Annotated in this window: 22 protein-coding genes; 15 read left to right on the top strand and 7 right to left on the bottom strand. The window is 63.0% G+C overall.

Annotated elements, in window-relative coordinates; all coding sequences use genetic code 11:
- Positions 1 to 24: 24 nt before the first annotated feature.
- The 4 genes from efp to AC1D1N_RS01525 all read right to left on the bottom strand — a co-directional run bounded on the left by efp (position 25) and on the right by AC1D1N_RS01525 (position 3,524).
- Positions 25 to 591: an elongation factor P gene (efp, locus tag AC1D1N_RS01540; RefSeq protein ID WP_112559678.1), complete on the bottom strand. Its 567-nt coding sequence runs from the start codon at positions 589 to 591 to the stop codon at positions 25 to 27.
- 105 nt (positions 592 to 696) lie between these two features.
- On the bottom strand, positions 697 to 1,761 hold the full coding sequence (locus AC1D1N_RS01535; protein WP_477346230.1) for a tetratricopeptide repeat protein: 1,065 nt from the start codon (positions 1,759 to 1,761) through the stop codon (positions 697 to 699).
- Between the two features lie 61 nt (positions 1,762 to 1,822).
- Positions 1,823 to 2,470: a thiamine phosphate synthase gene (locus AC1D1N_RS01530; protein ID WP_192258719.1), complete on the bottom strand. Its 648-nt coding sequence runs from the start codon at positions 2,468 to 2,470 to the stop codon at positions 1,823 to 1,825.
- 142 nt (positions 2,471 to 2,612) lie between these two features.
- Positions 2,613 to 3,524 carry a DMT family transporter gene (locus AC1D1N_RS01525; protein ID WP_477346229.1) on the bottom strand — a complete coding sequence of 304 codons (912 nt, stop codon included), beginning with the start codon at positions 3,522 to 3,524 and terminating at the stop codon, positions 2,613 to 2,615.
- A gap of 134 nt (positions 3,525 to 3,658) precedes the next feature.
- Between AC1D1N_RS01525 and AC1D1N_RS01520 the strand changes: the two genes are divergently transcribed.
- Entirely contained in the window at positions 3,659 to 4,102 is a 444-nt protein-coding gene (locus AC1D1N_RS01520; RefSeq protein ID WP_112559821.1) for an Lrp/AsnC family transcriptional regulator, read from the top strand.
- Here AC1D1N_RS01520 and AC1D1N_RS01515 read toward each other — a convergent pair.
- Entirely contained in the window at positions 4,099 to 4,557 is a 459-nt protein-coding gene (locus AC1D1N_RS01515) for a GNAT family N-acetyltransferase (RefSeq protein ID WP_112559674.1), read from the bottom strand. The genes AC1D1N_RS01520 and AC1D1N_RS01515 overlap by 4 nt on opposite strands.
- 172 nt (positions 4,558 to 4,729) lie before the next feature.
- Between AC1D1N_RS01515 and AC1D1N_RS01510 the strand changes: the two genes are divergently transcribed.
- Positions 4,730 to 5,500: a sulfite exporter TauE/SafE family protein gene (locus AC1D1N_RS01510; RefSeq protein WP_477346228.1), complete on the top strand. Its 771-nt coding sequence runs from the start codon at positions 4,730 to 4,732 to the stop codon at positions 5,498 to 5,500.
- A gap of 43 nt (positions 5,501 to 5,543) precedes the next feature.
- Here the strand turns inward: AC1D1N_RS01510 and AC1D1N_RS01505 are convergent, their stop codons facing one another.
- Entirely contained in the window at positions 5,544 to 6,095 is a 552-nt protein-coding gene (locus AC1D1N_RS01505) for a DUF2269 family protein (RefSeq protein WP_477346227.1), read from the bottom strand.
- A 303-nt stretch (positions 6,096 to 6,398) separates the two neighbouring features.
- Here AC1D1N_RS01505 and AC1D1N_RS01500 point away from each other — a divergent pair, with 303 nt between their 5' ends.
- The 6 genes from AC1D1N_RS01500 to AC1D1N_RS01475 all read left to right on the top strand — a co-directional run bounded on the left by AC1D1N_RS01500 (position 6,399) and on the right by AC1D1N_RS01475 (position 11,038).
- A complete protein-coding gene (locus AC1D1N_RS01500) occupies positions 6,399 to 6,788 on the top strand; it encodes a hypothetical protein (protein WP_477346226.1) in 390 nt (129 codons plus the stop codon).
- A 378-nt stretch (positions 6,789 to 7,166) separates the two neighbouring features.
- Positions 7,167 to 7,697, top strand: a complete 531-nt coding sequence (gene rcdA, locus AC1D1N_RS01495) for a protease adaptor protein RcdA (protein ID WP_181062223.1) — start codon at positions 7,167 to 7,169, stop codon at positions 7,695 to 7,697.
- A 68-nt stretch (positions 7,698 to 7,765) separates the two neighbouring features.
- A complete protein-coding gene (gene ruvC, locus AC1D1N_RS01490; protein ID WP_112559670.1) occupies positions 7,766 to 8,278 on the top strand; it encodes a crossover junction endodeoxyribonuclease RuvC in 513 nt (170 codons plus the stop codon).
- Between the two features lie 13 nt (positions 8,279 to 8,291).
- On the top strand, positions 8,292 to 8,912 hold the full coding sequence (ruvA, locus tag AC1D1N_RS01485) for a Holliday junction branch migration protein RuvA (RefSeq protein WP_112559669.1): 621 nt from the start codon (positions 8,292 to 8,294) through the stop codon (positions 8,910 to 8,912).
- A gap of 43 nt (positions 8,913 to 8,955) precedes the next feature.
- Complete coding sequence (gene ruvB / locus AC1D1N_RS01480; protein WP_436261804.1) at positions 8,956 to 9,993, top strand: Holliday junction branch migration DNA helicase RuvB; 1,038 nt, start codon at positions 8,956 to 8,958, stop codon at positions 9,991 to 9,993.
- A 136-nt stretch (positions 9,994 to 10,129) separates the two neighbouring features.
- Positions 10,130 to 11,038: a metallophosphoesterase gene (locus AC1D1N_RS01475; protein WP_436261803.1), complete on the top strand. Its 909-nt coding sequence runs from the start codon at positions 10,130 to 10,132 to the stop codon at positions 11,036 to 11,038.
- Positions 11,039 to 11,047: 9 nt separating this feature from the next.
- Here the strand turns inward: AC1D1N_RS01475 and AC1D1N_RS01470 are convergent, their stop codons facing one another.
- Positions 11,048 to 12,298 carry a glycoside hydrolase family 5 protein gene (locus tag AC1D1N_RS01470; RefSeq protein ID WP_477346225.1) on the bottom strand — a complete coding sequence of 417 codons (1,251 nt, stop codon included), beginning with the start codon at positions 12,296 to 12,298 and terminating at the stop codon, positions 11,048 to 11,050.
- 65 nt (positions 12,299 to 12,363) lie between these two features.
- On the opposite strand from AC1D1N_RS01470, the gene ybgC reads away from it, so the two are divergent.
- The 7 genes from ybgC to ybgF all read left to right on the top strand — a co-directional run bounded on the left by ybgC (position 12,364) and on the right by ybgF (position 18,897).
- A complete protein-coding gene (gene ybgC, locus AC1D1N_RS01465) occupies positions 12,364 to 12,834 on the top strand; it encodes a tol-pal system-associated acyl-CoA thioesterase (protein WP_436261801.1) in 471 nt (156 codons plus the stop codon).
- A gap of 311 nt (positions 12,835 to 13,145) precedes the next feature.
- Positions 13,146 to 13,856: a protein TolQ gene (tolQ, locus tag AC1D1N_RS01460; protein WP_112559665.1), complete on the top strand. Its 711-nt coding sequence runs from the start codon at positions 13,146 to 13,148 to the stop codon at positions 13,854 to 13,856.
- 11 nt (positions 13,857 to 13,867) lie between these two features.
- Positions 13,868 to 14,320, top strand: a complete 453-nt coding sequence (gene tolR, locus AC1D1N_RS01455) for a protein TolR (RefSeq protein WP_477346224.1) — start codon at positions 13,868 to 13,870, stop codon at positions 14,318 to 14,320.
- Positions 14,321 to 14,327: 7 nt separating this feature from the next.
- On the top strand, positions 14,328 to 15,485 hold the full coding sequence (locus AC1D1N_RS01450) for an energy transducer TonB family protein (protein ID WP_477346223.1): 1,158 nt from the start codon (positions 14,328 to 14,330) through the stop codon (positions 15,483 to 15,485).
- 40 nt (positions 15,486 to 15,525) lie between these two features.
- The gene (gene tolB / locus AC1D1N_RS01445; RefSeq protein ID WP_112559662.1) at positions 15,526 to 16,830 is read left to right on the top strand and encodes a Tol-Pal system beta propeller repeat protein TolB; all 1,305 of its coding nucleotides are present in this window, start codon (positions 15,526 to 15,528) and stop codon (positions 16,828 to 16,830) included.
- Between the two features lie 263 nt (positions 16,831 to 17,093).
- Positions 17,094 to 17,600: a peptidoglycan-associated lipoprotein Pal gene (pal, locus tag AC1D1N_RS01440; RefSeq protein WP_112559660.1), complete on the top strand. Its 507-nt coding sequence runs from the start codon at positions 17,094 to 17,096 to the stop codon at positions 17,598 to 17,600.
- A gap of 214 nt (positions 17,601 to 17,814) precedes the next feature.
- Positions 17,815 to 18,897 carry a tol-pal system protein YbgF gene (gene ybgF / locus AC1D1N_RS01435; RefSeq protein ID WP_477346222.1) on the top strand — a complete coding sequence of 361 codons (1,083 nt, stop codon included), beginning with the start codon at positions 17,815 to 17,817 and terminating at the stop codon, positions 18,895 to 18,897.
- Positions 18,898 to 18,916: the final 19 nt, after the last annotated feature.

Genomic DNA, 18,916 nt, shown 5'->3' with positions numbered 1-18,916 from the left:
TCTTCCTGCTGCTGCGCCTTAAGATCAGTCTGCGCGGCGCATGTAGGTGAGTTCGTTGGTGTCGACGACGATGCGTTCGCCGGCGCCGATGAATGGCGGCACCAGCACGCGGATGCCGTTTTCCAGCACCGCCGGCTTGTAGGAAGACGCCGCCGTCTGGCCCTTCACCACCGGGTCGGCCTCGGTGATGGTCAGCGTCACCTGGTCGGGCAGCGAGATGCCGATCGGCCTGTCCTCATAGAGCTGGACGGTCACCATCATGCCGTCCTGCAGGAAAGCGGCGCGATCGCCGACGAAATCCTTCGCCAGTTCGAGCTGCTCGTAGCTCTGGGTGTCCATGAACACCAGCGCGTCGTCCTGTGCGTAGAGGAAGGAAAAATCCTTCAGATCGAGCCGGATCTGCTCGACGGTCTCAGCCGAACGGAAGCGTTCGTTGAGCTTGGTGCCGTTGATCAGGTTCTTCAGTTCGACCTGGTTGTAGGCGCCGCCCTTGCCGGGCTTGACGGTGTTGGTCTTGACCGCCACCCAGAGGCCGCCATCGTGCTCGATGACATAGCCGGGACGGATTTCGTTGCCATTGATCTTGGCCATGATGATGTTGATCCGGGAATGAGATGGTCGCTGGACAAGCGATTTCGGGCTCCCAAGACCACAAAACACCCGAAGAGGCAAGGGAGCGGGGGATGCAAGGCACGCTCAGGGCAGGCGGTTGGCCTTCTGCAATGCCTGCTTGGTCTGGTCGTCGGTCAGCCCTTGCAGGAAATCGTCCATCTCCGGATCGATAAGGCCGGCGCGGCGGGCGACCACGTACCAGGCCCCGGCCAGGATCAGGTCGGGATCGGTGCCGATGCCGCCCATATAGAGCTTTGCCAGACGGTTCTGGGCGGCGACGTTGCCGCCTTCCGCTGCCTGCTTCATCCAGTTGAAGCCGGATTTCAGGTCGCGAAAACCACCGCGGCCCTCGATCATCCAGGCGGCAAGATCGATCTGCGCGGTGTCGTAGTTCTGCCTTGCGGCCTGCGCCAGCAGGCGGCGTGCCTGGGCATCGTCGTGCGGCTTGCCGCCGACGCCATTGGCATAGACCTGCGCCATCGCATACTGGGCGTCGGCAAGGCCGGTCTCCGCGGCGCGCTCATAATAGGGCACGGCCCTGGCGATGCCGGCATCGCCCGGATCCTGCTGCACAAGCAGCTGCGCGAAGTTGAACTGCGCCAGGCGATTGCCGGCTTCGGCGGCGGCCTGCATCAGGGCGTAGGCTCCCTTCTCGTCCTTCTTGACGTAGCGTCCGTCGAGCAGCATCAGCGCGTACTGGAACTGCGATTCCGGGATGCCCTGTTCGGCGGCCTGCGCATACCATTTGGCGGCCTCCGCCGGGTTGAGCGGCACACCCAGCCCGCGCGACAGGATCTCGGCCACCAGCGTTTGTGCCGCCGGGTCGCCATTCTGGGCCCGTACCAACGCCAGATTGTAGGCGGTCTTGTAGAGGCCGCGCTGGAAAGCGCCATAGGCCGGGTCCGCCGGCTTGGCGCCGAAACGCTCGGGATTGATGGCGTCGGCCGAGGGCAGCGGCGCGGTCGTCGCGGGCTGCGGCAGCGGGGTGTCGATCGGCTTGTCGACATGAACGCCAGAACCCGTGGCGCCGGTGTTTGGGGCGCCGGCCTTTGCGGCAGCCGCATCGGCGGGCTTCGCATCCGGTGCGCTGATGTCGGGTGCGCTGGTATCGGGCCTGGGCTGCGGCAGCGGAATGGGTTCCGCCGCCATCGCCGCCCCGCTCATCAAGGCCGCAACGAAAACCGCGATAGCAAGTCCTGGTCGGCGCACGTCAGTCCTCGAAGCGCGGCGCGGTTTCGTCGAGCAGCGCATTGGCGGCAGCAATCGCCGCTTTCGGATCGGCGCCGTCGGCGAAGACAGCGCTGGACAATGCCACGAATTCGGCGCCGGTGTCCGCCACTGCCTCAACCGAGGCCAGGTCCGACCCGGCCATGACGATGCAAGGGATCTGGATCATGTCGGCCCACCAGCGGCCGAGTGACAGATTGCGCGGATGCGGCTCCGGCTTGTTGTCGTAACCGAAGCGGCCGAAGAAGATGTAGTCGGGCCTGGTTTCGCCGAGTTCCAGCGCGTCGTCGCGGGTCTTGGCGCCGCCGGCGCCGACCATCATCTTTCCCTCGAAGTGCTCGATGGTCTCGGCGAGTGCGTCCTTGGAGACCTCGACATGAATGCCGTCGGCCTGGACGCGGCCGGCAATGCGGGTGTCGCCGGCGATGATGACGGCGATACCGGCCGCCTGCGCCACAGGCACGATCTGTTCGGCAAAGGCCTGGAAGGCAGCCTCGTCCATGCCGTTTTCAGGCAGGATCAGCGAAGCGACGTCGCCGCCCTCAAAGGCCGCCGCAATGCGCTCGGCCGGTGCGTCCTTGGGCGCGATCAGCACGATGCGGCAGCGGTTGGGGGGTGTTGCGTCGTTCATTGGCTTTCGATCCGGGATTTCGCCTATGCCGGGCGAAGATGGTTGCAATGCGGCATAGAGCAAAGCTCCCGCCTTGAACAGGCGGGCGAGGATCGATGCGATGGCTTGGTTTACGATCGCCGGCGAGCGGCCGGTCTGCGTCTCATTTGACGGCTTGCGGGCTTTCGACCGGCGGTTTGGCTTTCCACAATGTCCAGCCGAGGTTCATGCCGGCTGCCGCGATCAGGATGGCGGCGGCGCCGACGAGCTGGGCCGGATGCAGCCGGTGGCCGAACGCAATGACATCGACCAGGATCGCCACGACAGGATAGATGAAGGACAGCGATCCCTGCAGGTGTGTCGGCAGTTTCTGGATGGCGCCATACATCAATATGTACACCAGGCCGGTGTGGACGACGCCGAGCGTGACCAGCATGGCCCAGCTCCAACTGTCGGCGGGCAAATGGGAGAGGTTGGCAAAGGGCGTCAGCATGACGACGCCGACGCAGACCTGGATCAGCGCGATAAGATGCGGTGGGGTCCCCTTCAGCTTCTTGGCGACGATGGCCGCGACCGCCCAGAAGAAGGCTGCGCCAAGCGCCATGACGATGCCGGTGACATAATCGGTGCCGACGATGCCGGAACCGGCATCGGGCCCTGTCTGCACGATCAACAGCATGCCGGCGAAGGCGATGCCGAGCCAGGTCAGCTTGGTCAGGGTCAGCCGCTCGCCGAAGAACAGCGCGCCGAAACCGACCAGCATGAATGGCTGGGTGTTGTAGACTGCCGTGGCGATCGAGATCGAGGCGCGGGAAAACGCGCTGAACAGCAACAGCCAATTGATGACGATGGCCGCGCCGCCGAGCGCGGCGATGGCAAGAATGCGCAATGTCAGCCTGCCGCGCAGCAGCCCAAGTGCTGAACAGGTGATGAGCAGCGCCACCGCACCGAAGGCGCAGCGCCAGAACACCACGTCCATGACGGGCTGGCCCGACATGACGACGAACCAGCCGATCGTGCCGATGATTGTCATCGCCGCCGTCATCTCGATCGTGCCGCGCACCGTGCTGTCCATGACAATACCTCTGATATCTGTTTGAGGCTGGATAATCTCATGCGATCCTGAGGGTTTATATGCCTTATGAAAGGTGATATGCGGGCATGGCCTAATTTAATAAGGCGATCTTTGCCTTTTGCGAGAGAATGAAAATGCTGGACGATCTGGACAGAAAGCTTCTCGACATCCTGGTCAAGGATTCCCGGACATCATTGAAGGAACTGGCGCAGCAGGTCGGGCTGTCGTCGCCCAGCGTGTCCGAGCGGCTGCGGCGGCTCGAGGAGCGCGGGGTCATCCGCGCCTTCACTGTCGAGATCGACCCGGAGGCGCTGGGCTATCCGCTGCAGGCGATCGTGCGTATCCGGCCATTGCCGGGCAAGTTGCATATCGTGCAGCAGCTGATCGAAGAGATCCCCGAGTTCGGCGAATGCGACAAGGTCACCGGCGACGATTGTTTCGTGGCGCGACTTTATGTGCGTTCGATGAGCGAGCTCGACAAGCTGCTCGACCGCATCGCCGACAAGGCCGAAACCAGCACCGCCATCATCAAGGCGCAGCCGATCCGGCGCCGCCCGCCGCCGATGGGGAATGCTTAGAGTTCCAGCTTGTAGCCGATGTGACTGGCCTTGAAGCCGAGCCGGTCATAGAAGCGGTGCGCGTCGTGGCGGCTCTTGTTGGTGGTCAGCTGGACAATTTTGCAGCCGCGTGCGCGGCATTGTTCGACCGCCCATTCCAGCAGGCGCTGTCCCAGCCTTTCACCGCGCCGGTCGGCGGCGACGCGGACAGCCTCGATCTGGCCGCGCCAGGCGCCCTGCAGCGACAGGCCGGCAAGATAGCTGATCTGCAGCGTGCCGATGACGCGGCCGCCGTCCGTCATCACGGCCAGAAACAGGTTGGGGTCGGCGTTCACAGCCGCAAAGGCGTCACGATAGGCTTTGGCCAGCGGTTCGCTTGCGTCTTCGCGGCTGCGGCCGAGCGGATCGTCCGCAAGCATGGCGACGATGGCCGGCAGGTCAATTTCCTCGGCGCGGCGGATCTGGACTTCGCTCATTTTCGAAACCTCATGCGGGGACGGCGCCTTATGCATCGACGGCAATCGTGCCGCAAATCCGACGCCGGTGCCTTACGCCCAATTGATCGCCACAGCCGGCATTTTCATGGTCGCGGTGCACGGGTTTCTGGGCTATTGCAGGGCCAGTCTTCCCTCCAGCCTCCCTCACTTCATGTCAGGTCTGCTCGCCGATCCGTGGTTCTATGCCGCCGCCATTCCGGCGGTGATCCTTGTCGGTCTGTCGAAAGGTGGCTTCGGCGGCGCTGTCGGCTTTGTCGGCGTGCCTTTGATGGCGCTGGCCATGCCGCCGGTGCAGGCGGCCGCCATCCTGCTGCCGATCCTGTGCCTGATGGACATCGTTTCGGTGTGGACGTGGTGGGGCGTCCATGACCGCAAGATGCTGGTCGACATGATGCCGGGTGCGGTGATCGGCATAGGGTTGGGCTGGCTGACGGCAGCGCTCGTCACCGAAGAGATGGTGCGGCTGATCGTTGGTGCCGTCGCGCTCATCTTCGTGCTGCGCTGGCTCTATCTGCAGTTCCGCCATGGTTCCGACCATGCGGCGGCGCCAAACCGCATCGCCGCCGCCTTCTGGGGCACCGTCGCCGGCTTCACCAGCTTCGTCGCCCATGTCGGCGGCCCGCCCTTTCAGGTCTATGCGCTGCCGATCCGGCTCGATCCGAAAGTGCTGTCGGGGACATCGGCGATTTTCTTTGCGGCCACGAACGCGCTGAAGCTGATCCCTTATTTCGCGCTCGGCCAGTTCGACACCGCCAATCTGACGGCGTGCGCCGTGCTGATGCCGCTGGCACCGCTGGCCACCATTGCCGGCGCCTGGCTGGTACGGCGCATGCGGCCGGAGATCTTTTATCCCTTCACCTACGCGACCGTGGCCGTGGTCGCGGTCAAGCTGCTGTGGGACGGGATCGCCGGCCTGCTGTAAAGCAGCGCGAGGCGGCCGTACGGTCGCCTACATATTCTCGGTGTTAGACAGCGCTCGGCACGAGACGGCGACTGCCGCCAAAGGCCAGTGCGGCGCCGGCGATGACGACCAAAATCATGCCGGCGAGAATGCCGATGTCGTGCTCGGTCGGTTTGAGCACCATGTCCGCGACCACGACCAGCATCACTGCATAGTCGAAGCGTGCCACGCTCATCATGCGCTGGCCCATGGCAAGGACAGCAGGTGACATTCCCTCCTTGGCGACCACCGCTCCCATGCGCTCGCCGATTGGTTTGAAGACGAACATGCCGATCGAAAAGGTCGTGGCATAGCCGACGAGACCGATGAAAATCCACAAATCTGCGAATCCCACCCAGAAGCTGCACATGATCAGGCCGAAGATCAGCGTCAGCATCGACATCGGTGCGAAAAACCTGCCGCCCAGTTGTCCGCTGGCACGGATCGCCTGCAGCTTTTCCTCGATGTTGCCGGCGCGCTCGGCAAGCATGCCGAGCAGGAACAGCACGAACCCACCTCCGACCCACAAAATGGCTGTGACGACGTGGAGGAATTTGACGATCGAATACCAGTCCATAGGTTACTCCTGGGCAGTTCCGGTGGGTTGCGGCGGCACGGATTTGTGCGCGACGGTGTGAGGAGCGGGCGTTTAGCGCAACGCGTGTTTCGGAACGATGTCGCGTCGGCGCGCCAGTCTGTTACCGCGGTTTGATCATTCATTTTGGTCGCAAGCCGCGGCGACGGGCGGCTGTCATGGCAAAAGAGGACAGGTTCTGCGGCATGATCCTGAAACGTCCCGAGATTAAGCCGCTCGCGACCGACGTTCCATTCTGGCCGCGCGCGATCGGACCAAGTCTGCGGCAATCAACCAGGGCATCCCATGCAAGGCGTAGCACGAAATTTCTTCACCCTGGCCGTCATCTACGCGCTGTGCGGCATGGCTTTGGGCCTGCATATGGCGATCACCAATGACCATGGGCAGATGCCGACCCACGCACACACCATGGTGACGGGCTGGCTGATGTCGGCGGTGTTCGCTTTCTTCTATCATTTGTTCCCGGCCATCGGGCAAAAGACGATTGCTGTCATCCATTTCTGGCTGACGGCAGTCAGCGGCATCGCGCTGATGATCGGGCTCTATTTTGAACTTGCGGGCCATCCGGAGATCGAGCCGGTACTGACCTCTTCCTCGATCGGTTTTTATGCGGGAATGCTGTTGTTCGCCTTCATTTCCTTGCCGGCGATCTGGAAGAAGGCTGGAGCAAGCTGACGATCAGGTTCTGAGGGCCGTTGTGCTGATACGGCACAGAACGGCAGCGGTCGATCAAGAAATATCCGCTCCGTTAAGGATTCATTAAGCTTTACAGGTGTTTACTATGCCCGTCCAGTTATCTGGATTCTTACCGAGTGGTTGGAGCCACTTCGTTTGACGCCTCCCTGTTAAACTCCTGAGAGCCGCCTTATCCGCGGCTCTTTTTTTATCCGCATTTTGGGCTGCCTCGCGCCCATCCGCCGGCGTTAACCGTTTGTTAAACATGTGCTTGCCTTCAACGGCGGCGAAGCGCATTTTCAAGCTTCAGTCATCTAGGGTGCCGGCGTGACGGCGAAGAAGCCGAATCAGCCGACGGGGTAGTGCAGGGGCGTATCGATGAACGAGCCTTCGAAGGGCATCGCGAAAACCATCAAACTGGCGGAACGCCGGGTTTTCTCCCAATCCTTCAAACCGCTTTACCAGGAAGGCATGGGCCTGGTTGAGCAAGCAGCCGAATATCTCGACGGCAAGGGCCGGGCCGAGGCCAAAAAGTTGTCCCGGCTGGCGGCGACGCTCTATGCGGCCGAATCGATGCGGCTGACCACCAGGCTGATGCAGGTTGCCTCCTGGCTGCTTTTGCAGCGGGCGGCAAACTCCGGTGAGATGACCCGCGACCAGGTTGCTTCGGAAAAATCCAAGGTTCGCCTCGACACCGCGTCGGCGCATGACGAGGCGGTCGGCTGGAACGAACTGCCGAAGGATTTCCTCGATCTCGTGACACGCTCGCTGCGCCTCCAGGCTCTGGTGCGCCGCATGGACGAGGAGATCTATGGCGGCGCGTTTACCGAGACGCCGTCCGCCGTCCGCCGCGTCAATCCGGTTTCCGACCAGATCACGCTGCTCAACACGGCTTTCGCCCGGGGTTAAAACGCCTCCCGTTTCCGGTTTGTTCACATTTCGCTGGCATCGCTGTCCGCCGGAGGTAAACTTGGCGGATGGGGGAAGCGATTCGCATCATCGGTATCGACCCGGGGCTGAGGCGCACCGGCTGGGGCATCGTCGAAAGCCTCGGCAATTCGCTGCGCTTCGTCGGCTCCGGCACCGTGCGATCCGACGACAAGGCGGCGCTTGCGACACGGCTTTGTCAGTTGCATGACGGGCTGGCCGAGATCCTGCACGCTGCCATGCCGCAGGAGGCGGCCGTCGAGCAAACCTTTGTCAACAAGGATGCGGTAGCGACGCTGAAGCTCGGTCAGGCGCGCGGCATCGCCATGCTGGTGCCGGCGCGCGCCGGCCTTGTCGTCGCCGAATATGCCCCCAATGCCGTCAAAAAGGCGGTGATCGGCGTTGGCCATGGCGACAAGAAGCAGATCCACATGATGGTGAAGGTGCTGTTGCCGAAAGCCACTTTCGACACCGAACATGCCGCCGACGCACTGGCCATCGCCATCTGCCACGCGCATCACCGGCAAAGCGTCGCCTACAGGATGGCGGCGTTGGCATCATGAAAGGCTATTGAGCATGATAGGCAAGCTCAAGGGCACGCTGGACGAGATCGACGAGGATTTCTGCCTCGTCGACGTGCATGGCGTCGGCTATGTCGCTTATTGCTCGGCGCGCACTCTGGCCTCGCTGCCTTCGCCGGGCGAAGCGGTGGTGCTGTTCATCGAGACCTATGTGCGCGAGGACATGATCCGGCTTTACGGCTTTCAGTCGATACTGGAGCGTGAATGGTTCCGGCTCTTGATGACCAATGTACAGGGCGTCGGCGCCAAGGTGGCGCTGGCGATCCTGTCGACATTGGCGCCGGCCGACCTCGCCAACGCGATCGCACTGCGCGACATCGCCATGGTCAGCCGCGCGCCCGGGGTTGGCAAGAAGGTGGCCGAGCGCATCGTCACCGAATTGAAGAACAAGGCGCCGGCCTATGCCGGAACCGCCTCCGGCACGATCGGCCTGAAGCAGGAACTCGGCGAGGGTGTCGCACCGGCGCCGATCACCGACGCCGTCTCGGCCCTGGTCAATCTCGGCTATTCGCGCGACACGGCAGCCAATGCGGTGGCGGCGGCGCTGAAGACGGCGGGCGAGGATGCAGATGCCTCGAAGCTCATTCGCTTCGGGCTGAAGGAACTGGCGCGGTGAGCGGTTGCTTGCCCCCTCCTTTACCCTGTGCGAGGAAGGCGGCATGAGCCTTTCCCCTCGCCTCATTGCCCCGGAAAAGCGCGGCGAGGATGCCGAGCAGACTTTGCGGCCGCAGACGCTCGCCGATTTCGTCGGCCAGGCGGCGGTCAGGGCCAATCTCAAAGTCTTCATCGAGGCAGCCAAGGGCCGCAGCGAGGCGCTCGACCATGTGCTGTTCGTCGGGCCGCCGGGGCTTGGCAAGACGACGCTGGCGCAGATCATGGCGCGCGAGCTCGGGGTCAATTTCCGTTCGACCTCGGGGCCGGTGATCGCCAAGGCCGGTGACCTCGCGGCGCTGCTCACCAATCTCGAAGACCGCGATGTGCTGTTCATTGACGAGATCCACCGGCTCAATCCGGCGGTGGAGGAAATCCTCTATCCGGCGATGGAGGATTTCCAGCTCGACCTGATCATCGGCGAAGGCCCGGCGGCGCGCTCGGTCAAGATCGACCTTGCCCGCTTCACCCTGGTTGCCGCCACCACCCGGCTCGGCCTTTTGACCAATCCGCTGCGCGACCGTTTCGGCATTCCGGTCAGGCTCAATTTCTATTCCGTCGAGGAACTGGAGCAGATCGTGCGCCGCGGCGCCCGCATCCTGCAAATGCCGCTCGGCGACGACGGTGCGCTGGAGATCGCGCGCCGCGCCCGCGGCACGCCGCGCATCGCCGGCCGGCTGCTGCGCCGGGTGCGCGATTTCGCCTCCGTTGCTGGTGACGGCCATGTCGACAGGCAGATTGCCGATGAAGCCCTCACCCGCCTGGAGGTCGACGCGCTCGGCCTTGACGCGCTCGACCGCCGCTATCTCTCGATGATTGCCCGCAATTTCGGCGGCGGACCGGTCGGCATCGAGACCATCGCCGCCGGCCTGTCCGAGCCGCGCGACGCCATCGAGGACATTATCGAGCCCTATCTGATCCAGCAGGGTTTCATCCAGCGCACGCCGCGCGGCCGCGTGCTGACCGGCAATGCCTGGCGCCATCTCGGCCTCGACGCGCCGAAGGATCTGGCCCAGCAGCAGATCAACCTGTTCCAGGAAGAGTAACGGAGATTTGTCCTCCGGAACGGATCGTCTGCGCAGAATCTCCTCAAGACTGCCAGCGTGAAGGCGCATTCCTCGATTTTATCGTGCGTCTTAATGTCGGCGCGGAACCGCTCCGATCAGGGTCGGAGCGGGGAAAGTGATCACCAGACGCGGGTTCCTGAAATTCGTCGGGGGTTCGTTCCTCTCGCTGGCTTCGCTCAGTGCCTATGCGGTCGGCATCGAGCCGATGCTGTTGACGCATGTGAAGCGCTATCAGCTGACGCCGCCGCATTGGCCAGCAGGGCTGAAGCTGCGCGCCGTCGTGCTTTCCGACATCCATGCCTGCCACCCCTGGATGACGCCGGAGCGGATCGCTTCGCTCGCCGCCGAGGCGAATGCGCTCAAGCCGGATGTGATCCTCATGCTTGGCGACTATCCGGCTGGCACTCGAATAGTGACGGGCTGGGTGGATGCCTCGGAATGGGCGCCGGCACTTTCCGGCCTCAAGGCGCCACTGGGCGTCTGGTCGATCCTCGGCAACCATGACTGGTGGGAAGATCGTACCGCCCAAAGGGTTGGCGCCGGACCGACGATTTCACGCAAAGCGCTGGAGACCGTCGGCATTCCGGTGCTGGAAAACGATGTCGTACGCCTGGAAAAGGACGGGCACGGCTTCTGGCTCGCCGGTCTTGCCGATCAGTTGGCGTTGCTCCCCGGCCGGGCCTGGGACCGCAGTCACTTCAAGGGCCTGGACGATCTCGACGGCACGCTGGCCAAAGTCAGCGACCAGGCGCCCATCATCCTGCTCGCCCACGAGCCCGACATTTTTCCGAAAGTGCCGGGGCGGGTTTCGCTGACGCTGTCAGGCCACACCCATGGCGGGCAGGTCCGGCTGTTCGGCTATTCGCCGGTGGTGCCGTCCCGCTTCGGCAATCGTTTCGCTTATGGGCATGTCGTCGAGAATGACCGCAACCTGATTGTGTCGGGTGGACTCGGCTTCAGCATCGCACCGGTGCGGTTCGGCATGCGCCCGGAGATCCTGCAGATCGATCTTGGTTCCACATAGACCTCGCCTTCAGTGAAGCGACCGGATTGCATCCATCACAGCAGGTTCGGCCTTTTCGCCGTTGAAAGCGTCGACGATGCCGAAGGCGCCACCAAAACTCCACACCGACCATGAGAAGCCATGCGCCTCGGCGCGCGCGATCATGTCCTTGACATAGGCGGCGCGGTATTGCGGCGGCATGACATAGGGGTTGCCATACTCCTGGCGGATCATGCCGAACTCGCCCAGCGTGATGTTTTCCGGCTTTATGCTGTTGGCCTTGGCCCAGGCCTCGACCTTTTCGAACGGCGCATCCATGACGCCGAGCAGCTTTTCGTCCGTGTCCATGCTGGCCACCTGCTCGTCGAGATAGGCGAGCAGGCCGCTTCGCCTGGTCCATGGCGCCTCAGCCTTCATCTTGGCGCGGATCGCGTCCAGTTTTGCATCGAACTCGGCGCGCGGCACCGCGGTCAGCGGGTAGGGCAGGCCGGTGACATAGGGAATGAAATCGCCGGCCCAGGTCGCGCCCTGATGTGTCAGCAGGAAAGGGTCGTAGGAGTGGAAGGTCCAGATGATGTTGTCGTCGGGGATCGTCTTCGGGTCTATCCTGACCAGCGTGGCCGCATTGGAATAGCAGGCGCCGGTCAGGATCAGTGTCAGCCTGGTGGCGGAGGCGCGCGCGGCCGCGAACAATTTCTGCTGGCGCTCGGGCCACAGGCTGGTGCCGTCGCTGTCGCAATCGATGATCGGCTCGTTCATCGGCTCGAAAGCGACCTGCGTCGGGTCCTCAGTGGCAAGCGTGCGCGCCATTTTGCGGATGACCTCGACATAGGCGTCGAAAATGGCGGGATCGTCCATCACCTGGCCCATGCCGATCTCGCGGCCGCCACCGGCGGGGGTGAGGTGCATGTCGACGATCACTTTCAGGCCGGCGCGGTTGATCATGCGGGCCGAGTCCCGCACGCTGGCATAAAGGTCGTCGCGCAGCGCCAGCGTCTGGTCCGATATAAACGGTGAAGGATCGACCGGCATGCGCAGGAAGTCGAAACCGGCGGCCTTCAGCGCCTTGAGGTCATCCTCGTTGAGGAACTTGCGCCATTCCGGATAGGGCAGGATCGCCTTCGGGTCGTTCCATTTGTCTTCGCCGACCCAGGTCGTCCATTGGTCGAGGTTGAGGCCGCGCTTCATCGAAAAGCTCGCGGCGTGGCCGGGCAGAACGGACGCCGCCAGCACAAGCAGCGCCGCCATCAAGGTCTTGATCATCGCCTTCAACAGTGCCATCCGGTTTGCTGCGCTGGTGATTTTGGCAGGACAGGTGCCCCGCCAGGGGCAAAAAGGAAAGCGCGATGGACGATCATGGTGAATCGGCGGCACTCACTGCCGGGCTTTCCGGCGCGCTGACGGAATTCGGCCATCGGCTGATGGCACGGGTCTATTATGCCGACACCGATTTCTCCGGCGTTGTCTATCATGCGCGCTATCTCGAATTCTTCGAGCGCGGCCGCTCGGACTATCTAAGGCTCGCCGGCGTCCATCACACCGAACTTCACCAAGGCAAGCACGGTGAAAGGATCGTCTGGGTGGTGCGGCGCATGGAGATCGATTTTCGTTCGCCCGCCCGCATGGACGATATCCTGACCATCGACACTCGCACCGAAGACATTTCCGGCGCCCGCATTGTCATGGCGCAGCAATTGAAACGCGGGACAGAGGTTTTGGTCGAGGCAAAAGTCCAGGCGGCGATCATCGGCGAGAACGGCAGGCCGAAACGCTTTCCGAAAGAATGGATCGCTGCCTTTCTACCAAGAGCAGGCTGATATCCAGCCGGCCGGCCCGCAACGAACGGCTGATAGGCGGCGCATTTTGATGGGACAACATGCCTGCCGGCGCGTCGGGGCGCGGCAATGCGCCGCGTCTTATTTCCTAACCCATCCTTAACCATAACGGTTCATGAAGAGATTGGTGAAGATTGGAAGAATCCGAGCGCCTTCCTTTCACCAATATTTGCCCTGAAAAGGCCGCTAACGGTGCATTTTGGGGTAATCCGCAAGCCTTGCGCGAACGGACCACAAGGGATGCCCATGGGCCAGCCGCCAGCGATGCCCGGAAAATCTTAAGGACTTGAACGATGGAAAATATCGCACTCGCCGACCCGGCAGCGCATTTGTCGATTTGGGCGCTGTTCATGCAGGCCGGCTGGGTGGTCAAGCTGGTCATGATCGGTCTGCTCTGCGCTTCGATCTGGACCTGGGCGATCATCGTCGACAAGCTGGTCAGCTATGCCCGCATGCGGCTGTCGCTCAACCGCTTCGAACAGGTGTTCTGGTCGGGACAGTCGCTGGAGGAGCTTTACCGCACCCTCGCCGATCGCAAGACCACCGGCATGGGCGCGATCTTTGTCGCCGCCATGCGCGAATGGAAGAAGAGCTTCGAGAAGGGCGCCAAATCGCCGCTCGGCCTGCAGACCCGCATCGACAAGGCGATGGATCTGGCGCTGACGCGCGAGATGGAGCGGCTGGAGGGACGGCTCGGCTTCCTCGCCACCACCGGTTCGGCGGCCCCCTTCATCGGCCTGTTCGGCACCGTCATCGGCATCATGACCTCGTTCCAGTCCATTGCCGCGTCCAAGAACACCAGCTTGTCGGTGGTCGCGCCCGGCATCGCCGAGGCGCTGCTGGCGACGGCCATCGGCCTGCTCGCCGCCATTCCGGCCGTTATCGCCTACAACAAGCTGTCATCGGACGCGAACAAGATCGCGGTGCGCATGGAAGGGTTCTCGGATGAGTTCTCCGCCATACTCTCGCGCCAAATCGATGAAAAAGTAGCGCCGAAGGCCTGAGGAGCAGCAAGATGGGTATGTCGGTAGGCATCTCGGGACGCGGCGGGCGCGGCCACAGGCGGCGCGGCCGTCATCACGCGCTGATGTCGGAAATTAACGTCACGCCGATGGTCGACGTGATGCTGGTGCTGTTGATCATCTTCATGGTCGCGGCGCCGATGCTGACGGTCGGCGTGCCGGTCGACCTGCCGGAGACGAAGGCCAAGGAGATGAACGCCGACACCCAGCCGATCATGGTTACGCTCGACGCCACCGGCAAGGTTTTCCTGCAGGAGACCGAAATCCCGCGGGAGGAACTGGTCGCCAAGCTGCAGGCGATTTCCAAGACCGGTTACGAAGAGCGCATCTTCATCCGCGGCGACAAGGCTACGAACTATGGCGCTGCGATGGAGGTGATGGCCCTCATCCAGGCAGCCGGCTACAAGAACATCGGCCTGATTTCACTGCAGCAACAGGATCAGTAGCGCTAAGATGCGGACCGGCCTCACCACATCGGTGATCTTGCATACGGTAGCGTTGGCCTTCGGGCTGTTCACGCTGTCGTCGCCGCCTGCCATGCCCGCGTCCGATGCTGAATCGGTCTCGGTCGCTATCGTCCCCATGGAGGCCGTCGCACAGACGCTGCAGGGCGACAAGAAAGCGGTGATGCGCGAAAAGCCGGCGCCGAAGCCGACCAAGCGTCCCGATATCGTGCCCGAGGCACAGAAGATCGGTGAGAACAGCGTCGATACCGATAAGCCGGTGACGGACGAGGCCAAGCCGAAGCCGGTGGACCTGGCGTCTGCTCCGCCGCCAGCGCCGACGCCGACCGAGAAGCCGAAGACCGAGGACGCGCCGAAGCCGAAGGATGAGCCGAAGCCGACCCCAGCGACGGAAGTGGCGCCGGTGCCGCAGCCGAAGGAAGAGGTCAAGCCCGAGCCGGTCAAGCAGACGGAACCGAAACCGACGCCGGCCAAGCAGCCTGCGCCAGCGCCACAACCGGACACGACCGCCGCCATCGAGCCGAAGCCCGAGGTCAAGCCCGACGCGGTCGCCGAGGCCATATCGGAACAGCAGCCTCCGGAGGAGGCGCAGCTGCCGAATTCCGCACCCGCGCCCGAAGCGCGGCCGAAGCCGCAGCCGGCGCAGGCTGAAAGCGCCAAAGCGCCGGATCGCAAGGATGCCGACAAGCCGGTCAAGGAAGCCTCGTCCAAGCCGAAGTCCGAGGACAAGCAGTTCAACGCTGACGAGATTTCAGCTCTCCTCGACAAGCAGAAGCCATCCGGCGGCGGCGCCAAGCGCTCGACGCAGCAGGCGTCGCTCGGCGCCGACAAGACCCAGGGCCAGAAGCTGTCGCAAAGCGAAATGGGCGCTTTGTCGGATCAGCTCGGCGGTTGCTGGACCCTTCCCGTGGGGCTCGAGGGTTCGGAAAACTTCGTCGCCGTGGTTCTGTTCAACCTCGACGCCTCCGGCAAGCTCGATGGCCGGCCGACCGTCGAGAAATCGAGCGGAAACCAGCAGTTCGACGAGAGTGCGGTGCGTGCCGTCCAGAAATGCAACATGGCCGGCCTGCAGGTTCCTGCCGGCAAGCAGGATATCTGGGCCCAGGTTCGAGTCACTTTCGATCCCAGAGAGATGCTTGGGCTTTAAGTCTGGCGTCCACAAAATCAGTTAAGAGAAGCGAGACGACATGAAATCCATCCTCAAGCCGCTCCTGACGATTGCAGCCATGGCGCTGGGCATGACTGCCGTTGCCACCTTGCCGGCGCGAGCACTCGTCGAGATCAACGTCAACAAGGGCAATGTCGAGCCGTTGCCGATCGCGATCACCGATTTTCAAGGTGAGATTGGCGCCCAGATCTCCGATATCGTCAGCGCCGATCTGAAACGCTCCGGTCTGTTCGCACCGATCGACAAGAGCGCCTTCATCGAGAAGATCGCCAATCCGGATGCGCAGCCGCGCTTCGACGACTGGAAGGTGATCAACGCGCAGGCGCTGGTAACCGGCAGCGTTGGCAAGGAGGCGGACGGCCGCATCCGCGCCCAGTACCGGTTGTGGGACACTTTTGCCGGCCAGCAGATGTCCGGCGAGCAGTTCTTCGCCAACGACGCCAACACCAGGCGCGTCGCCCACATAATCGCCGACGCGATCTATGAGAGGCTGACCGGAGAGAAAGGCTATTTCGATACCCGCGTCGTCTTCATCGACGAATCCGGCGCCAAGAATGCGCGCAAGAAGCGGCTCGCCATCATGGACCAGGACGGCGCCAACGTCCGCTATCTCTCGGACGGCAAGTCGATCGTGCTGACGCCGCGTTTCTCGCCGAACCGGCAGGAAATCACCTATATGTCGTACGAAAGCGGCCAGCCGCGGGTCTATCTGCTGCAGATCGAGACCGGGCAGCGCGAGCTGGTCGGCAACTTTCCCGGCATGACCTTTGCGCCGCGCTTTTCGCCCGATGGCCAGAAGGTGATCATGAGCCTGCTGCGCGATGACGGCAATTCCAACATCTTCGCCATGGATCTGCGCAGCCGCTCGACCACCAGGCTGACCAACTCGACCGCCATCGACACCTCGCCGTCCTATTCGCCCGACGGCAGCAAGGTGGTGTTCACCTCCGACCGTGGCGGCCGCGCGCAGATCTATGTGATGGGCGCCGACGGTTCGGGCCAGACCCGCATCTCGTTTGGTGACGGCGTCTATTCGACGCCTGTGTGGTCGCCGCGCGGCGACCTCGTCGCCTTCACCAAGCAGACCGGCGGCGAATTCCAGATCGGCGTCATGAAGACCGACGGCTCTGGCGAGCGCATCCTGTCTTCCGGCTTCCAGCAGGAAGGGCCGACCTGGGCGCCCAACGGCCGCGTGCTGATGTTCTTCCGTGACTCCGCCGGTGGCCCAAAACTGGTTTCCGTCGATCTCACCGGCCGCAACGAACAGTCGATCCCGACCGCGAACTTCGCTTCCGATCCGGCCTGGTCGCCGCTGCTCGAATAAACCAAGTTTTGGCCCAGCCTTCGCTTGCCACGTTGCAACTTGGCAACAGTGCCCTAAAAGCCCCGTTTTGGGGCTTTTTTCACGCCGAAGTCGCCTTTTGGCCGCATTTCCGCCTACGGTCCGCGACCATTGTGGCACGAGGTTGTTCGGCTGCGGACGGGCGGCTGAAACCAAATTTTAACCGTGTTTCTTGAATGCCGGTTAACCCAAACGTGGTTACTGGGTGATCAACGAAATCACTCGAAATACGAAGGAGAGGCGGCATGGGCCGTATCGCAGCACTTACCAGAAACCCGGCGATGATTGCGCTGATCGCGATGCTCGCCATCACCGGTTGCGCCTCGAAGAAGACCCCGAACAGCGCCGCCGACCTCGGTCTCAATGGCGCGGGTGCCGCAACGCCCGGCTCGGCGCAGGACTTCACGGTCAACATTGGCGACCGCATCTTCTTCGATACGGATTCGTCCTCGATCCGCGCCGATGCACAGACGACGCTGTCGCGCCAGGCGCAGTGGCTCAACCAGTACAAGCAGTATGCCATCGTCGTCGAAGGCCACGCCGATGAGCGCGGCACGCGCGAATACAATCTGGCGCTTGGCGCCCGCCGCGCCGCCGCCACCCGCGACTTCCTGGTCGCCAGGGGTGTTTCGGCAAGCCGCCTGAAGACGATTTCCTACGGCAAGGAACGTCCGGTCGCGGTTTGCGACGACATCTCCTGCTGGTCGCAGAATCGCCGCGCCGTCACCACGCTCTCCGGCGCCGGCTCCTGATAGGCAAGATGGCGGCACCTTTAGTCGCATAATTGCAACACCTCCATGCGAAAGGCGGCCATTGGCCGCCTTTTTCAGTTCCAGTCCCGGAAACAAAATTGGGAAACAAAATTTGGCCGAAGTCTCGCCTCCTGCTAAGAGCCGAGGGCGCCTGGCTGGTTCCACTGTGATTGGAAGGCGCGAACAGACTCACGAATTACACGGCGAGAGGCACATGCATTTCAGATCGGTCTTGAGCGGCACGCTTGCGCTGCTGCTCGTATCAGGCTTCGCGGCTACTGCGAGCGGCACCGGACAACCCGCGGATAGCGGCTTTTCCTTCCATCTGCCGACGCTCGGCATTTTCGGCAAGAAAGAGAAGCCGGAGCAGCAACAGATCGCACAGCAGCAGGACGGCACCACCGCCGCCAGCCTCGAAGAACAGCTGCGGCAGATGAACGGCAAGATCGAGGAACTCAATTTCCAGGTCCTGCAGATGCAGGAACAGATGCGCAAGCAGCAGGAAGACAACGAGTTCCGCTTCCAGCAGCTGGAAGGCGGCTCCAGCGGGCAGCCGCCGGCGCAGAAGAAATCAGAGGCGGCGCCGCAGGATGGCGATACCGGCAACAGCGTCGCCGAGGCCCCGGGAAGCCAAGCGCCGGCCGAGTCGGGTGCACAACCGGATGGCGGCCAGAGCGTCGGCGAAGTCATCGTCGAATCGCAGACCGGCGATCCCGGCAAGGTGATCACCGGCACTCCGCCGAAGACGTTCGGCACCATCACTGTCGACAAGAACGGCAATGTGGTCGACGCCGGCGGCAATACGCAGGCGACCGCGCCGGCGGAAAGTGCGGCTCCCGCAGCCGAGGCGCCGGCGACCGGTCTCAAGACCGGCAAATCCGACGGCACGGTGGTGGCGGCGCTGCCTGCCACGAACAACCCGGAAGAGATCTACCGCAACTCCTACCAGTTCATCCTGTCGGGCGATTACAGCACCGCCGAGCAGGGTTTTCGCGACCATATCGCCCGCTTCCCCAAGGACGCCAAGGCGGCGGACGCGCACTACTGGCTGGGCGAGTCCCTGCTTGGCCAGCAGAAATACCACGACGCGGCCGAGGTTTTCCTCTCCGCCAGCAAGGACTATCCAAAGGCCAAGAAGGCGCCCGACATGCTTTTGAAGCTCGGCGTGTCGCTGGTCGGCCTCAAGCAGAAGGATGTCGCCTGCGCCACCTTCGGCGAGATCGGCAAGCGTTATCCCGATATTTCGGCCGCGCTCAAGGAACGCGTCAAACAGGAAAGGGCGCTGGCGGCGTGCTAGTCCCCTTGCATGTTGGCGT

The organism is Mesorhizobium sp. P2_B5 (genome assembly GCF_056404775.1).
This window is presented reverse-complemented; position numbering and strand designations above follow the sequence as displayed.

What these genes read in the sequence shown, in the direction of transcription:
- AC1D1N_RS01500 (WP_477346226.1), top strand. Translation starts at nt 6,399, where the DNA reads ATGCAAGGCGTAGCACGAAATTTCTTCACCCTGGCCGTCATCTACGCG.
- efp (WP_112559678.1), bottom strand. Translation starts at nt 591, where the DNA reads ATGGCCAAGATCAATGGCAACGAAATCCGTCCCGGCTATGTCATCGAG.
- tolB (WP_112559662.1), top strand. Translation starts at nt 15,526, where the DNA reads ATGAAATCCATCCTCAAGCCGCTCCTGACGATTGCAGCCATGGCGCTG.
- AC1D1N_RS01525 (WP_477346229.1), bottom strand. Translation starts at nt 3,524, where the DNA reads ATGGACAGCACGGTGCGCGGCACGATCGAGATGACGGCGGCGATGACA.
- AC1D1N_RS01510 (WP_477346228.1), top strand. Translation starts at nt 4,730, where the DNA reads ATGTCAGGTCTGCTCGCCGATCCGTGGTTCTATGCCGCCGCCATTCCG.
- AC1D1N_RS01520 (WP_112559821.1), top strand. Translation starts at nt 3,659, where the DNA reads ATGCTGGACGATCTGGACAGAAAGCTTCTCGACATCCTGGTCAAGGAT.
- ruvC (WP_112559670.1), top strand. Translation starts at nt 7,766, where the DNA reads ATGGGGGAAGCGATTCGCATCATCGGTATCGACCCGGGGCTGAGGCGC.
- pal (WP_112559660.1), top strand. Translation starts at nt 17,094, where the DNA reads ATGGGCCGTATCGCAGCACTTACCAGAAACCCGGCGATGATTGCGCTG.
- AC1D1N_RS01450 (WP_477346223.1), top strand. Translation starts at nt 14,328, where the DNA reads ATGCGGACCGGCCTCACCACATCGGTGATCTTGCATACGGTAGCGTTG.
- ybgC (WP_436261801.1), top strand. Translation starts at nt 12,364, where the DNA reads ATGGACGATCATGGTGAATCGGCGGCACTCACTGCCGGGCTTTCCGGC.
- tolR (WP_477346224.1), top strand. Translation starts at nt 13,868, where the DNA reads ATGGGTATGTCGGTAGGCATCTCGGGACGCGGCGGGCGCGGCCACAGG.
- ruvB (WP_436261804.1), top strand. Translation starts at nt 8,956, where the DNA reads ATGAGCCTTTCCCCTCGCCTCATTGCCCCGGAAAAGCGCGGCGAGGAT.
- AC1D1N_RS01515 (WP_112559674.1), bottom strand. Translation starts at nt 4,557, where the DNA reads ATGAGCGAAGTCCAGATCCGCCGCGCCGAGGAAATTGACCTGCCGGCC.
- ruvA (WP_112559669.1), top strand. Translation starts at nt 8,292, where the DNA reads ATGATAGGCAAGCTCAAGGGCACGCTGGACGAGATCGACGAGGATTTC.
- AC1D1N_RS01470 (WP_477346225.1), bottom strand. Translation starts at nt 12,298, where the DNA reads ATGGCACTGTTGAAGGCGATGATCAAGACCTTGATGGCGGCGCTGCTT.
- AC1D1N_RS01505 (WP_477346227.1), bottom strand. Translation starts at nt 6,095, where the DNA reads ATGGACTGGTATTCGATCGTCAAATTCCTCCACGTCGTCACAGCCATT.
- AC1D1N_RS01535 (WP_477346230.1), bottom strand. Translation starts at nt 1,761, where the DNA reads ATGGCGGCGGAACCCATTCCGCTGCCGCAGCCCAGGCCCGATACCAGC.
- tolQ (WP_112559665.1), top strand. Translation starts at nt 13,146, where the DNA reads ATGGAAAATATCGCACTCGCCGACCCGGCAGCGCATTTGTCGATTTGG.
- AC1D1N_RS01530 (WP_192258719.1), bottom strand. Translation starts at nt 2,470, where the DNA reads ATGAACGACGCAACACCCCCCAACCGCTGCCGCATCGTGCTGATCGCG.
- ybgF (WP_477346222.1), top strand. Translation starts at nt 17,815, where the DNA reads ATGCATTTCAGATCGGTCTTGAGCGGCACGCTTGCGCTGCTGCTCGTA.
- rcdA (WP_181062223.1), top strand. Translation starts at nt 7,167, where the DNA reads ATGAACGAGCCTTCGAAGGGCATCGCGAAAACCATCAAACTGGCGGAA.